The following is a 16087-nucleotide window of genomic DNA, read 5'->3' on the forward strand; positions in this document are numbered from 1 at the left end:
GAAATCAGAACTAAGAACTCAGCACTTTTCTATAGCTTTTATAAACTATTATTGAAAAAACAGCCAGTGCAACAATTGCCCAAAGGCTGTATTGCGCGCCTTTTTCAACGAAGCCGGTTATGAAGTTCGATTTGCCGGAGCTTCGTTCTATTACCCAGGCCATGGCTGCAATACCCGCCAATACAGCTCCGCTGATACGCGCCCACTTATACACCGATGTATGACTTAGCAATACCAGCCAGGGTATGATCATCGCAATAATAAACAGTTGCATCAGCTCGATGCCGATATTAAAGCCAAGGATGCTTACTGCCAGTGTGCCGGCGCTTAGGTTCATGCCCGATAAAACGCCCGCAAAAGCAAGCCCGTGAATGAGTCCGAATCCTGCAGCCACATACATTTCTTTTCCTGGAAAAATCGGGTATATGGCATGAACAGCCGATACCAGAATAGAAATGGCAATTAATATCTCAACAGGCTGAGCGGGCAACTTTACCCACCCCAATGCACCGATTAGTAACGTAATAGAATGTCCGATGGTAAAAGCCGTTACAATTTTTAATAAACGGACAACACTATATTTCAGGCCGCCATATTTACCCCATTGCTTTCCGTTTATTAAAAGGGTAGCCGGCAGTAACAATACGATCAGGAACAATAAATGGTCTGTACCTTCTTTAATATGCTGCATTCCTAAATTCAGTATAACTTTAAAACCTTTCCACCAGCTACCATCTTCAAGACTCACGTTAAGCGCCTGGTACTCACCGGCTCCAATCATGAAATTGGTATATATTGTACCTAAAGGCCTGCTTTCATCTTCTGAGTGTATTCCATTCTTCCAATCGTTTTTTAAATACACCAATATCCTGTGCGTTATTACCTGATGAATAATCACGTCGTAGTTAAATAAAAAACTCCGAAGGCTTTTTCCTTGTGGTGGGGTCATTGTAAACCGGATAAGCACTTCCTGGTATTTGCCTACATTTATATCCATGTCGGTTGTGATGCGCAGACTGTCAACAGAAGTAGTCCATAATTCCTTCCCACTGTATGCTTTTATATGCTGGCGGAAATAATCCATAAAAAAAGGGGTGTTGACGTTAAGCGTATCACTGAACTCCATTTTCAGTGCAGCTTCCAGATCAAGAAGAGACATTTTCGCCTCACCGGCAATATTGTTCTCCATCACGGAAAGGCTTACTACCGAGCTGGGCATCGGGTGGGCAGACGAGAACAAGTGCAAAAGCGAAAGTAAAAATATTAAAACACCACGGTTCATAAAATACTAAAATAATATTTGAGTATAATAACTGCACCTTTTTACAGGTGCAGTTATATGCTACAACAAGTCGTTAATTGCGTTAATTTTACTTAGTTCCACCATAATCGTAAGACCTATCCCTCCATACAGAATGCGGGTGTGTGGCCGGGTTGCTCAATACTACACCGCTACCTACAGAGTATTCAATCCATACGTGAGGGCCATCTATTCTTATATAATCGTACTTGGTGATAAGCCCCGTAGTGCCGGAATAAGCAACATAAGTATCACTTAATTCATTAGTGTACAGTGTCAGGAATGTTGATGCACTGGTAGCATCAAGGTCGTCTATGTAAGTTTTAATGGCAGCTAATAACAATGCCTGTTCCGACGATGATAAACTGCTGCCTTTTACACCCAATTTGGTAGTAGGGAAACTCCAATCCTTTTGTGGTCCGCATACCAAATCACTAAATGTGGTACTTTGTTGTGCTGTAGCCAGATTGGTGCTGCTAAGGCCGGTAAGTAAAGCCGAAAGTGTCGCTGCTTCCTGATTCATTGGTATAATGCTGGTTGCAGTACTGCTGCTATTTACTGCTGCAGAGAAAGAGGTAGAGGTACCATATGTACAAGGCTCTACACCTCTGAAAGATGGTGTACCGCCTGCTAATGTACCATCTATATACGTGTTGGAAAGTTGTGTATGATGCCCACCAAAATAAATCTCGAAAGTACCGCTTGCAGATGGAGTACCTAAGATACAAATATGGTAATTACTTTCACCATAATCACTGCTGCTTTGGCCAAGATAATTATCCGCAGCTAACAATTGTACTAATTCGTCATACCCCTCATTGCTGCCTGAGCCGGATACGGCTTGCAATAAAGCTAATATGGCTGTTTTTTGGGTAGTGCTTAATCCACTAAGTTTCAAACCAATCCTGCTACCATAAATAGCATCAGGGAAGTTGGACCATTTTTCGGCAGAAGCAAGCGTGTAACTTATTTGCATTGAAGATATTTGCGAAGAACTAAGTGTGGCCTTTACATTGTCAATAAGGCAAAGTATTTTATCTATGCCCGTTTTTGAAGAACAATCTGTAGTTGTAGCGGCAGCGTTTACTGTTAAACTTAACGAACATGACTGACCGCCGAATGAAATAGCAAATGCTGCAGTACCCGATGAAGTAGGGGTACCGCTAATGGCGTAAGTAAGATTGCCTGCGCCGCTTGCCAGCGTGCCTGATGCAAGCGTTGCCGTTAAACCTGTAACACCTGTTGATGAAATGGCAGATCCTGCCGAATAACTTACTCCATTACCACCGGTATATGGAACGGTTGCAGTTGCTGAGTATGCAACATTAATAGTGGCAGTTGCCGAATATGTTGCAGAAGAACAGTTTAGGGCTGAAACTGAGGCGCTGCTGCTTGAACTGCTGCTGCTGTCACTACTTTCTTTTTTACAGGCAATAAAACCTGCTACGGTAAGCACTACCGATAAAATAAACAATACGAACTTTCCCTTCATAATGGTTGGTTTAGTCAAAAAAAAATTGATTCTGGAAAAAAACAGTAGCCATTACTTAGAGTACAAAACTTTCTTCGTGTTTAATGAAAGGAGGCGTAATGTGGTAAACGTATTTGAATTTGGGGTGAAGTGATTTAAGTAGATTGTTTGATGGCTGTGTTGTTTGATTGTTGGGTCTTCGCGGTTCGGCCAGGTCGATTAATGGCAACTGGCTTGCATTGAAAGCATAACCATCAAACAATCAAACAATCAAGCCATCAAGCCATTTAACTATTAGGATTAAATAAAGTCTTCAACTGATCCTCATAAATTTTCCCTACAGGAATCTCTTCCCCTGCGATGGTGATAATTTTTTGTTTAAACGATTCAATGCGGTTTATGGGCACGATGTAGGAGCGGTGCACCCTGATAAATTCTTTTTCATTCAGCTTTTCCATCAATGCCTTCATGGTTAACCGCACAACCACAGGCGTTTGGTTTTGCACATGGATTTTTATGTAATTATCCAGGCCTTCAATAAATAATATATTATCGAGGATTACTTTTACCATCCCATGTTCAACTTTCAGCATTATATATTTTGATCCTTCTGCAGCAGTGGCATTATGAACCAGGTTATACAATTCATGGGCTTTACCAACCGCCTTTTCGAACCGGCTTAGCGTAAATGGCTTTAGCAAATAATCAACAGCGTTCAACTCATAGCTTTCCAATGCATACTCACTGTACGAAGTGGTAAATATCAGCATGGGTTTATGCGGCAGTGATTTGTAAAAATTAACGCCACTTATGGCGGGCATACTGATATCAAGAAATAACAGATCAACCGGGTTTTTCTCAATGTATTGTAAAGCTGTATCTGTATTGGTGAATCCCTTTTCAAATTGAAGGAAATCAACATTTTTGCAGAATGCTTCAATTAATTCAATCGCCAATGGTTCATCATCTATTGCTATTGCTTTGATCATACTAATTGAAGTGAAAGCATTACAGAATATGTTTCTTTATTTTCACTGATTTGCAAAACATGTTTGTCAGGATAAAGATGTTTTAACCTTTCGCCGGTATTGTTGATGCCAATGCCTGTACTTTCCATGTTCTGTGAATCCTGTACTTTTTTATTAAACACATATAATCGTATGCCGGTGTCGGTAACCTGAAGGGTTATTTCTACAATACAATCATCGATGTTGGGGTTAATGCCATATTTAAAGGCATTTTCGATATAGGTGATCAATATCAATGGAGCAATTTCTTTATTGCCCGCATCACCCGAACACTCGAACCGGACATAGGTGGTTTTTCCCAACCGGGCCTTTTGCAGTTCAATATAATTCGAGATGTAATCAATTTCCTTTTGCAGGGAGATCTTATAATTATTGGCGTCTTTAATTACATAGCGCATCAAACCCGACAAATGAATGATCGCTTCAGCGGCCTTATTGTCTTTCTTGATTGATAATACATAAATGCTGTTCAGGGTATTGAAAAGGAAATGAGGGTTTATCTGAGCTTTGAGCGATGACAATTCTGCACTAAGTTTCTCCTCTTTTAATTTCGACAAATGCTCCCGCGTTCTCAAAAAAATAGCAAAAAAAGTAGCTGCAAAGAACAGGTAAAGATGGCGGCGCAACTCTTCGGCCAGAAAGAAAAGAGACGTACGATTGACCGGTGGGCCCGGAGAATGATTATTGACCTGGGGTAATAAAGTATGATCAAAATCCTTCACCCTTATTATGTAGGTTACTATCAGGTGCGGCAATGAAAACGCAATGAGCAGGGAAAGCAATACGAATGATATATAAACAGCGTAGTGTTTACTGAAAAAGAAACGGGGTATTAAAATGTAGTAATTGAGGTAAAAAAAAACGAGCAGCAAACAGTTGGCTATAGTATCCTGTACAAATGGCCGGTTGATTTCAAAAAAAGCTTCACCGGGCAGCCGGGGAAATACGAGCACCGGCACTACCAGAAAAAGCAAAAAGTAAAAAATATGCGTTGTTATACGGCTACGCTCAATCATTTTAACCATGCAGGTTAATTTAAAAGCAAAAATCGTTTTTCTTTGGCTGCTTATATTGGTATTGTGGTAAAATATAGTTTTAATGGGGTTAAATGTGGGACAAAGCCTGTACAAATATTTTAATACTTTTGTGTTCAGGCCTTTAATTAACTAATCACCCCTTATCTTTAAACCTTCCCTGTTATACTTGTTCTATAACATCTGATTGAAAATTAAACCGCTCAACAAAACCGTGCCGGAGGAATCCTCATACGATGAGAAAGAATTGCTGCAACGTCTGCTCACGGGCGATGAAGCAGCCTTTGCTACTTTATATGAAATATACGCTGCTGCTTTAATTGGCTTTACGGCCGCCCGCCTTAATTCGCTCGAAGATGCAAGGGATATTATTCACGATCTTTTTACAGGCTTGTGGGAAGAAAGAGAACACCTCGTTATAACCCATTCCCTCAAAGCCTTTTTATTTGCAGCGGTTCGTTACCGCATTATCGATCACATTCGCCGCCACAGTACCAGGCGCGAATACGCCGAAAAATTACAGTCGTTACAGGTGGAGGCTCAAACGGAAACAGAACAGGTGATAGACCGGAAGGATCTGCATACAGTTATTGAGCAGGCCGTAGAGCAATTGCCGGCGCGTGTAAAACAAATTTACCGGATGAGCCGCGATCAGCACCGCACTGTTTCTGAAATAGCCGAAGAGCTGCAGCTTTCACCCCAAACTGTTAAAAATCAACTTACTACTGCACTCAGCCACCTGCGCTCCCTCGTGAGTAAGCTGGCTGTTTTATTGTGGTGGTTTTGATATGGTACCTGCTTTTACCTTTTCCGGGAATCTTTCTTAAAAAAATTTTATCAATTAATAGTACCAACTGTTTCTTCGTACGACTACTTATAAGCATATGCATATGGACCAACAAGCTATTCAAATACTATTAGACCGTTATCTGGCCGGAACCTGTTCCCGGGAAGAGCAATTGCAAATTGAAGCATGGCTTGAACAAAAGGAGGTAGTTGTGAATGAGTGGACAACAATGAGTGAAGAAGCCAAAGCAGCGTGGATGGCATCGCTGTATCAGGATATCAGGCAATCGATAACAACAGGCCGGCAGGAATACGAACAGCAACCGCCCGTAATACCATTGTACAGGCGATCATTTTTCCGCATCGCTGCGGCTGCAGCTGTTATTTTGGTAACAGGAACATTGGTGTACCTGTATTACAACCGTACACCGAAAAGGGATGTGGTAGTCACCGAACAAACCGGTAAACCGGTATCAGATGAAGTAGTACCCGGTGGTAACAAAGCCATTCTAACGCTGGCCGATAATTCAACTATTGATCTGAATAACGCAGCGAACGGCGCACTGGTACAACAAGGAAAAACCACAGTTATAAAATCAGGTGATGGTAAATTGGTTTACGACGCAAAACAATTGACCATTGACCCCGTCCGACCGGGTCGTCCGGGCGGGCATTCACCATTGAGTTACAACACCCTGGCTACCCCACGAGGAGGTCAGTATCAGTTAGTGTTGCCCGATGGAAGCAAAGTATGGCTGAATGCAGCATCGTCGATCCGTTACCCAACGGCATTTACAGGTAATGAAAGAAGAGTTGAGATTACAGGCGAAGCATACTTTGAAATAGAAAAGCTTCGAAATGCATCAGGCCAAAAAATTCCTTTTGCTGTTGACATACTTCCCTCCACCGGAGGGGTTGGGGGAGGCCGTGTTGAGGTATTAGGTACGCATTTTAATATCAATGCCTATGATGATGAACCGGCAATAAAAACAACTTTGCTCGAAGGCTCTGTAAAACTTACCAAAGATGCTGCATCAGCTATATTGAAACCTGGTGAACAGGGATCAATTTCCCAAAAATCCCAACCATCCCAAACCATCCCAGTCCGGACAGTGGAGGTAGAGGAGGTGATGGCCTGGAAGAACGGGATATTCAATTTTGATAAAAGCGACATACAAATAGTAATGCGGCAAATAGCGCGGTGGTACAATATTGAATTTGTGTATGAATATATACCGAAGGGTACGTATTCGGGTCAGGTAAGCCGCAATACCAATATTGCCAATGTATTGAAGATAATGGAAGCAATGGGAGGGGTGCATTTTAAGATTGAGGGCAGGAAGGTAATTGTTAGTAAGTAGGGCAATGGGCAGTGGGCAATAGGCAATAGACAATAGGCAATAAGCAATAGACAATAAGCAATAGGCAAAAAAACAATAAATAATAAAACAAAATCCAATTGACAAAAGCCGATTTCACACCGTTGTGAATATTCAATGAAATGATGCCTTAAAAGAAAAACGCTCCGAGAGCAAGTCGGAGCGCTGAGTATTTGGGTTATCAAAATTTTACAATCGACTAAGACTGCTAAACCCGATTGACCATCGGGATTGTTCACCCAAACTAAACAAAGTTATGCATTTTGAGGCTCTTTGTAGCGTCCCTGCTTTGCCCGTACAAAAGCGGGGATCATCAACCAAAACTATCACTGCACGTATAACGAACATGCGGGCGGTGCGAAAAACGCTGTTGATTATGAAGCTCACAGCTATTTTATTGCTGGCTGCGTGTCTGCAGGTAACCGCCAAGGTACATTCACAAAACGTTACGCTTTCTTTAAAAGATGCGTCGCTTAAGAATGTTTTGAAGGAAATAAGCAGGCAAACGGGCTATTATTTCATTTACAAAGATGAATGGATGGCCCAAAGTAAAAAAGTGGATATACAGGTTAGCGATGCTCGCCTCGAGCAGGCGCTTGGTATTTGCTTTAAGAACCAGCCGTTCACCTACATGATCATTGAAAATAACGTAGTGTTGAAGCCGAAGGTGGCCATTAAAATTAATGAACCTGCCGAAACACCTGAGCCGCGTGCTGATATCAGAGGTATCATAACCGCCGAAAATGGTGCTCCCGTAGCAGGCGCCAATGTATTGAATAAAAGAACCGGCCGGGGTACCACTACGAGATCAAATGGCGAGTTCAGACTAAGTGACGTAGACGAAGACGATATACTGATAATCGCTGCCATGGGTTACGAAAGAAAGGAAGTGGCTGTAAAGGATTATAAGAGTGGGATTGTGACGGTTCAATTAAAAGTGTCGCCCGACAAGCTCGATGAAGTGCATGTGCTTGCCTACGACCAAAAAACAACACGCAGGTACAGCACCGGCTCTGTTTCACGGGTTACTGCTGATGAAATTGCCCGTCAACCGGTTACCAATGTGCTGCAGGCGCTGGTGGGCAGGGTGAGCGGTTTAAGCATTAATCAAACTTCGGGCCTTCCCGGCGGTGATATCTATTTCGAGATAAGAGGGCAACGGTCGCTTCAAACTCCGGATGGTTCCAGTAATACAACGACCGATCCGTTTCTGAACGTACCGCTCGTTATTGTAGATGGTGTTCCCTATCCCAATGTGCCGCCTACGTATAAATATAAGAGCGTCAACGGGAGCTACAATTCTGTACAGGGGCCAAATGGATATGGCAGCACTTTGTATAATATCAACCCCAATGATGTTGAAAGCATTGAAGTATTGAAAGATGCAGATGCCACCGCCATTTACGGTTCGCGGGCAGCCAATGGCGTATTGTTAATTACCACCAAAAAAGGCAAACAGGGTAAAACTACTTTTAGTACCAACGTGAATACCGGTATAAGTATGGTAACACAGAAACTCGATTTGCTGAATACACAGGAATACCTCGCATTAAGGCGTCTTGGTTTTAAGAACGGGGGTTATAATATTGATTCCCTCGTGGCTGCTAACCCCATCTATCGTGGTGCTGCTCCTGATATGTTTTATACATACCCTGTTTACCCATTCGACACTACAAAGTATACCGACTGGCAGAATGATTTAATTGGACATACGGCGCAAACGGTTTCCGCAAACACATCTGTTTCGGGTGGTGTAGGCGGTACCAGCTTCCTGCTTTCGGCAAATTATACCCATACCAACACGATTAGTGTCGACAGGCGTGGCACCAGCACCGGTGGATTGCATTTGTCGATCAACCATGCATCGCCCAACGGTAGGTTTTCTTTTGGTTACAACAATTTGCTGAACTTTTCCACTATTCGCCTTCCGGGTGGTGCAACAACGGCGGCCTATATGATTCCTCCTAATTTTGTGCCGAGGGATAGTACCGGGAAATTGATCTATATTACCGGCCTCGCTAATCCTTACAGTTCACTGCTGCAGTCTTTTTTCAGTAAGTCGTTAATGGTTGGCAATAGTTTGAATGTAAGGTATAACATTTTGCCCGGTCTGAATCTGGCAGCCACGGTTGGATATAACCTATTGCAAACGCATATGGAAACGCTTTACCCTAAAAATTCGAGCTATACTAATGTTGCCTCGGAAGTAACAAGCATTTCCCGCACCCAAAACCTCAGTTTTGAACCGCAATTGCAATATAACCAGCCAATTGCCAAAGGCAATTTGAATGTGTTAATTGGCAGTACACTCCAAAAAAGCATGTCTGAAACGCCTATGGCTGTTACTGCCCAAAATTTCCCTTCAGATGCTTTCCTCGGTAATCTTGCCTCGGTAGGGTCAGCCAACATTTTTATCAGTAATGGATATAGCGACTACAAATATTTGTCGGTATTCAGCCACCTCGGTTACATTTGGGACGGTAAATACATATTTAGCGCGAATTTCAGGCGTGATGGTTCTTCAAAATTTGGCGCCAACCATCGTTTCGGAAACTTCGGGTCGGTAGCAGGCGCCTGGATATTTACAAAAGAGAAATTTTTCCCCGAATCTGATATCTTCACTTTCGGTAAGCTGAGAATGAGTTATGGGCTCACAGGTAATTCGAATGCAGGCTCCTTCGACTATCTTTCAACCTATCAGGCCACCGGTACTTATTATGCAGGTACGAGCGGCGGCATGTTCCCTGCAAGATTAGAGAACCCCGATTTTGTATGGGGGGTAACGCACAGTATAGATGTTGCGATGGAACTGGCTTTTTTAAAAAATCGTGTAAACATTATAGGTAACTGGTACCGTGGCCGGTCAGGCAACCAGCTCGTGTCCTATCCTGTTAGCACTCAAACCGGTTTTAGCAGTTACAGGACCAACTTAAATGCACTGGTTGAAAATTCCGGGTTTGAAATAGATCTGAACACGATAAACCTGCAATCAAAATCGTTTAAATGGCAAACCACTATTAATGTTACCATTCCCCGGAACAAACTGATAAGTTTTCCCAACATTGAGAAAACCGCCTACGCAAATATTTATATAGTTGGTAAACCCCTCTCTTCAATTTACGGGGTTAGATACCTGGGGCTGGATACAGCAGGTAATCTTCAGTTCGAGGATGCCAATAAAGATGGAAAAACTACTTATACAGTCGGTTTGGCTGCGTATGGAAAAGGTGATAACGTGTATTTGGGCAAAACATACGATGATTTTTTTGGGGGGATAACCAATAGCATTACTTATAAAAATTTCCGGGTCGATTTCAGCTTCCAGTTCAGAAAAGGAATGACCAAACCCGATATTTTGGGAAGTCTCTCGGGAGCTTTTAGACCAGGTACAATGACGAATGTGCCCAAAAAAGTATTGGAAGAAATCTATAAAAGAGGACTGGATAAGAAATTGATTAATGCTGTTGACGGACTAAACGACTGGAATAATTATACAGCAAGCGATGCTATTTTAAGGGATGTGTCTTTTATTCGCTTCACCAATGTGGCGCTTTCGTATATGGCCCCGGAAAAATGGGTAAAACCATTGCACATGTCGGCCGCCAGCCTTTACATGCGGGCGCAAAACCTGGGGGTTTGGTCAAAATATTATGGTCTCGATCCTGAATCAGGTGTAACCAGCGTTCCTCCCTTATTAAGCATTCAGGCAGGTCTTCAATGTTCATTTTAAAACGAGTATTTATGAAAAAAACTGTTTTCAATAAAATATATGGCTTGGGTGGCGTAGTGCTTTTATTATCTGTGATGCTAACAAACTGTTCAAAATTAGTTGACCCCGGAGAGCCTAAAGAAGAGATTCTAACTGAAAAAATATTTGCCAGCGACGATAATGCGCAAACCGCAATATCCGGCTTGTATGGTAAACTGGTAACGCTTTCTGCCACCAAAGATCTGGTTACGCTATACACAGGGGTATCAGCCGATGAATTTACTTATTACATAACCGATGTGAATTATGATCAATTTACCCAGAACAAAATTCTCACATCGAACTCTGTTGCACAAGTTTTCTGGGATAATAATTACAGCCTGGTGCTTGGATGCAATAGCATCATAAAATACGCCGGCGCCTCCACAGGCATGTCTGATATCAATAAAAAGCAATTCATCAACGAGGCAAAGTTTGTCAGGGCGTTTTGCTATTTCCACCTGGTCAATCTTTTTGGAGAGGTACCGCTGGTGTTAGAGACCGATGTTACCAAAACTGCTTACCTGCCGCGCACTGCAGTAGCAGATGTGTATGCACAGATAAAGACCGATTTACTGGATGCCCGTAATAACCTGCCTGCAGATTATACAATTGCCAGCGGCTCACGTATTCGCGCCAACAAATGGGCGGCTACCGCACTATTGGCCAGGGTATATCTATATACGGGCGACTACACCAATGCCGAAGCAATGGCTGCAGAACTGATCAGTAACCAGACTTTGTATAGTCTCGTCGGTATTGCATCGGTATTTAAGAAAAATCAAAAGGAATCTATCCTCGAATGGAACGCTACCGGCAATTATACAAACACGGCTGAGGGCACTGATTTCCTGCGCTACTATAACAGCAGTAAATTGATATTTTTCCCGTTTCGTTCAGACTTCTTAAACAGTTTTGAAACCGGCGACCTCAGAAAGACCAATTGGACCCTCACCTACAATACTTCAACCACCGCCTATAAATATAAAAGAACTACGTTGGAGACAACTAATGATGAAGATCTTGTAATACTGCGTCTGGCCGAGCAATATTTAATCAGGGCAGAAGCAAGAGCACAACAGAACAACATCGACAGTGCCCGTGCTGATATTAATAGGATCCGCACCCGGGCAGGACTGGCCAATGATACTACGATGGTAGATAAATCAACCGCCATGGTTGCTATCGAAAGGGAAAGCAGACACGAACTGTTTTGCGAATGGGGCCACCGCTGGTTCGATTTAAAACGCTGGCCCAGCCTCACCACATCAGGAAAAACAAGGGCCGATGATGTATTGGGTGCTTTAAAAACCACCTGGACGTCGACCGCCGTTTTGTTTCCTATACCGGATAATCCCAGGATCGCCAATCCGAATCTCACTCAGAATGATGGCTACTGACCGTTAACTTTTATGCAAAAGCCGGTTAATCAACAATAGCAATATTGTTGGCCGGCTTTTTATTTCCTGACATAAAAAAAGACAAAACCGGAGCTAATCAAATGAATCTTACCATCCCAATGCAATCGGGATGGTAAGATCCATCTGGCCAAAAAACAATAAATATTTACAGATGAAAAAACAATTGGTTGGATGCCTGTTGTTATTATCGACAGCTGCATGGGCGCAAAAAAATCCGTTAAAGAGCGATACCACGGCAGGCAAAAGTGCCCTGAAAATCGATAGCCCTTCGCTAAAAAAGCCTATGGCCTACGACAAGGTAATCACAACCAAAGCGGTTACTCAAAGGGGTATGCTAACGGTGCACCAGATTGATGAAAATTTTTACCTCGAAATTCTCGACAGCCTGCTGGGACGTGATATATTGCTGGTAACAAGGTTAACGCAAACACCGGTTGTACGAAAATCGGAAAGTTTGCGCATGGGCCTGTATGCAGGCGATGAAGTGAACGAAAAAGTGATCCGCTTTGAAAAAGGCCCCGCCGATAAAATATTCGTACGCGGCGTGTCGTACCAGATACACTCGGCCGATTCATCTGAAAACGGAATGTACCGTTCGGTGTTACAGTCAAGCGTGCAGCCCATAGTGGCCGCATTTCCGGTAAAAACGTATAACACGAAACAACCTGCCAGCGTAATCGATATCACCGACCTGGTCAGCAACGATAACAGCCTGCTTTCCTGGGATCCCGGTTACAAAACAGCTGTAGGGGCCGGCGCATTTCTGAAAGACAGGTCGTATGTAAAGTGTATAAAAACCTTTACACAAAATATTGAAATAAAAACGATCAGAACATATGGTGCCGGGGGGCCAGGTATGCCCGATGCTATGACGTTCGAAGTGAACAATTCGCTGCTATTGCTGCCAAAAGTACCTATGCAGCCCCGTTATGTTGATAGAAGGGTAGGATATTTTTCAACCGGTTATGTAGACTTCGATGCCAACCCGCAGGGGGTAAAAAATACCGATATGATCACCCGCTGGCGGCTTGAACCAAAAGAAGGGGACTGGGAAAAATATTTCCGCGGAGAACTGGTGGAGCCTCAAAAGCCTATCGTGTTTTATATTGATCCGGCTACGCCCAAAAAATGGGTGCCTTACCTCATACAGGGCGTGAACGACTGGCAGAAAGCATTTGAGCAGGCCGGTTTTAAAAATGCGATCATAGCTAAGGAAGCGCCTGCCGATGACAGCACCTGGAGCCTCGATGATGCCGCCCATTCAGCTATTGTGTATAAACCTTCTGATGTACCCAATGCTATGGGGCCACATGTGCACGATCCGCGCAGCGGCGAAATACTCGAAACCCATGTAAGCTGGTTTCATAATGTAATGCAACTGTTGCACAACTGGTATATGATACAGGCAGGTGCGGTAGACCCGAGGGCCAGGAAAATGGAATTTGACGATGAACTGATGGGACAATTGATCCGTTTTGTTTCTTCGCACGAAGTTGGGCATACGCTGGGGCTGATGCATAATTTCGGTTCCTCTTCTACGGTACCGGTTGACAGCCTGCGTAATAAAAAATGGGTGGAGGCACATGGACATACACCTTCCATCATGGATTATGCGCGTTTCAATTACGTGGCGCAGCCTGAAGACAGCATCAGTGAAAAAGGCATCTTTCCGCGAATAAACGATTATGATAAATGGGCCATTGAATGGGGGTACCGTCGGTTCCCGGGCACCATGAACGTCAAAGCCGAAAAGACTTTGCTTAACAAATGGATCATTGACAGTGTTACTAAAAATCACCGGTTATGGTATGGCCCTCAACCAACATTATACCAATACGACCCCAGAAATCAAAATGAAGACCTGGGCGATAATGCTGCAAAAGCAAGTACCTATGGTATCAAAAATCTCAAACGTATTATAGAGCAATTGCCATCATGGACCCGTGAGCCAAACGAAGTGGCTTATACCAGCCTGAATCAAATGTATAAGGCGCTGGTGAATCAATACGCGCAATATGCTGTACATGTGATCAACAATATAGCCGGCTTTTATCTCGACTTTAAGTCAGTGGAAGAAAATGGTCCCCAGTACCGGTCTTTGTCGCGCAACCGGCAGAAAGAAGCCGTAGCCTTTTTGGATGAACAGGTGTTTCAAACACCAAAATGGTTGACCAATAAAGTAATTCAGGAGAATATAGACCCCACCATGGGAGCAATGACTACAACCGGCGTTAGATTATTGGAAGCCACGATGTCGAAAATAGGATGGCTGTTTATGCAGGACAGATCACCCCAGGTTGGAAACAGCTATACTGCTTTTGAATTTCTGAACGATATGAAAAAAAGTATCTGGCGCGAGCTGACCACGGGTAAAGCGATCGACGCTTACCGGCGCGATCTGCAAAACGCCTACATCAATGATATGATTCAGGGAGTTCTGCCCGACAAGGATAAAAAAATAGTGGCGCCGGAAGCCGGCTACGATGCCGATGCAATAGCACTCATCAGGGCGCATTTGGTGTCGCTGCTACCTGAGTTGAAAGCATCGGTGGTGCGCTTTACCGATCCTCAAAGCAAAGCGCATATACAGCTTATTATTGAAAAAGTACGTACGGCGTTGTATCCGAATAGTTAGTTTTCTCATGTGCAATGCTAAATCAGAGCAAAGGGTTTGTGTCTACTTACCCTTTTTATTTAGTACGGCCCTGTATCTGTAATAAAATATTTGAACTATGTTTTTTTAAGGTGACAATACATGTCCATCAAAAAAAGGGTTTGTTTCTACTTACCCTTTCTTTTAAATGAGAAATGAAGAATGAAAAATGAAAAATAAGAAAGTGAAGAAAGAAGATTCATTTGCAGTAACCCTTTTTTTTACGTTGCCTGAAAAAAATAAATCAAAAAAAAATTACATACTTCACCCAACGAACACAATGTGAACCGTCGTAATACAAATTGCAACAATGCATAAATATTTCGTACTTATAAAAACTAAATTCAAATGGAAAGAAAGACGTTTCTGAAAAAAGGCATGGCGGCTTTAGGCATGGCGGCAGTTTTACCATTGGCAAATTCGTGTAAGAAAAGCACAGGATCAGATTCTTCCGGTTCGGATTCAAGCTCAGGTTCCGGTTCATCTTCCAGCTCATGTACGGCTACAGGTTCCGAAACAGCAGGGCCATACCCTACAGTTACTCCTTCATCGCTGGTACGCAGCAATATTACAGACGGTCAGAGTGGCGTAGCGTTAACAATTAAAATTACTATTAAGAACATCAATAACAGTTGTGCTGTTCTTGCCGGCGCCCTGGTTGATATCTGGCATTGCACCGCACTGGGTTATTATTCCGAATATAGCGACACGCCTGGCGGCAGTTATGCTACTATTGATTATACGGCTTCACATTTTTTAAGAGGGCGTCAAACAACCGATTCAAACGGGCTGGTAACTTTTACCAGTATTTTCCCGGGCTGGTATTCGCCAAGAGCGCCACACATTCATGCACATATTTACAATAGTGCAGGTACTTCATTGCTCGTAACCCAAATAGCATTTCCTACCGACGTGTGCAACACGGTGTATACAACACACTCGGCCTATACAGCACGAGGTACACAGGATACAGCCAATTCGGCCGATATGGTGTTCAGCGATTCGCTGACAACTGAATTGAGTACGGTAACAGGAAGTATATCGGCAGGGTATACACTTACCCATACCATTTATGTGGCAGCATAAGAGAAAGATGTTTGCAGTAGGTTTTAACATACAAAGGTTAGATTCAAGGGTTTGTTTCTACTTACCCTTCATTTTATAGTTTTCTCATGTAACACACCATGCAACAGATAAAAGGGTATGTTTTTACTTACCTTTTATTGTCTTCAGCTAAGAATGACAATTGCAGCCTATGAATATTCTT

At 43.0% G+C, this 16087-nt stretch carries 10 protein-coding genes; 6 read left to right on the forward strand and 4 right to left on the reverse strand.

The window, feature by feature from the left end; genetic code table 11:
* Positions 1-10 precede the first annotated feature (10 nt).
* The 4 genes from AC59IL_RS04895 to AC59IL_RS04910 all read right to left on the reverse strand — a co-directional run bounded on the left by AC59IL_RS04895 (position 11) and on the right by AC59IL_RS04910 (position 4824).
* Positions 11-1189, reverse strand: a complete 1179-nt coding sequence (locus AC59IL_RS04895) for a HupE/UreJ family protein (RefSeq protein WP_496550971.1) — start codon at positions 1187-1189, stop codon at positions 11-13.
* 181 nt (positions 1190-1370) lie between these two features.
* Positions 1371-2792, reverse strand: a complete 1422-nt coding sequence (locus AC59IL_RS04900) for a DUF3500 domain-containing protein (protein WP_496550972.1) — start codon at positions 2790-2792, stop codon at positions 1371-1373.
* 266 nt (positions 2793-3058) lie between these two features.
* The gene (locus AC59IL_RS04905) at positions 3059-3760 is read right to left on the reverse strand and encodes a LytR/AlgR family response regulator transcription factor (protein ID WP_496550973.1); all 702 of its coding nucleotides are present in this window, start codon (positions 3758-3760) and stop codon (positions 3059-3061) included.
* Positions 3757-4824: a sensor histidine kinase gene (locus tag AC59IL_RS04910; RefSeq protein WP_496550974.1), complete on the reverse strand. Its 1068-nt coding sequence runs from the start codon at positions 4822-4824 to the stop codon at positions 3757-3759. The genes AC59IL_RS04905 and AC59IL_RS04910 overlap by 4 nt, the downstream gene beginning before the upstream one ends.
* 223 nt (positions 4825-5047) lie before the next feature.
* Here AC59IL_RS04910 and AC59IL_RS04915 point away from each other — a divergent pair, with 223 nt between their 5' ends.
* The 6 genes from AC59IL_RS04915 to AC59IL_RS04940 all read left to right on the forward strand — a co-directional run bounded on the left by AC59IL_RS04915 (position 5048) and on the right by AC59IL_RS04940 (position 15906).
* Complete coding sequence (locus AC59IL_RS04915) at positions 5048-5620, forward strand: RNA polymerase sigma-70 factor (RefSeq protein ID WP_496550975.1); 573 nt, start codon at positions 5048-5050, stop codon at positions 5618-5620.
* Positions 5621-5723: 103 nt separating this feature from the next.
* Positions 5724-6980, forward strand: a complete 1257-nt coding sequence (locus tag AC59IL_RS04920) for a FecR family protein (protein ID WP_496550976.1) — start codon at positions 5724-5726, stop codon at positions 6978-6980.
* A gap of 394 nt (positions 6981-7374) precedes the next feature.
* Positions 7375-10728: a SusC/RagA family TonB-linked outer membrane protein gene (locus AC59IL_RS04925; RefSeq protein WP_496550977.1), complete on the forward strand. Its 3354-nt coding sequence runs from the start codon at positions 7375-7377 to the stop codon at positions 10726-10728.
* Positions 10729-10739: 11 nt separating this feature from the next.
* Positions 10740-12146 (forward strand): RagB/SusD family nutrient uptake outer membrane protein, encoded by a 1407-nt coding sequence (locus tag AC59IL_RS04930; RefSeq protein ID WP_496550978.1) that lies wholly within the window; start codon positions 10740-10742, stop codon positions 12144-12146.
* Positions 12147-12318: 172 nt separating this feature from the next.
* The gene (locus tag AC59IL_RS04935; RefSeq protein ID WP_496550979.1) at positions 12319-14802 is read left to right on the forward strand and encodes a zinc-dependent metalloprotease; all 2484 of its coding nucleotides are present in this window, start codon (positions 12319-12321) and stop codon (positions 14800-14802) included.
* 366 nt (positions 14803-15168) lie between these two features.
* Positions 15169-15906 (forward strand): dioxygenase family protein, encoded by a 738-nt coding sequence (locus AC59IL_RS04940; RefSeq protein WP_496550980.1) that lies wholly within the window; start codon positions 15169-15171, stop codon positions 15904-15906.
* Positions 15907-16087 lie beyond the last annotated feature (181 nt).

This window comes from Niastella sp. sgz303648 (assembly GCF_059587045.1).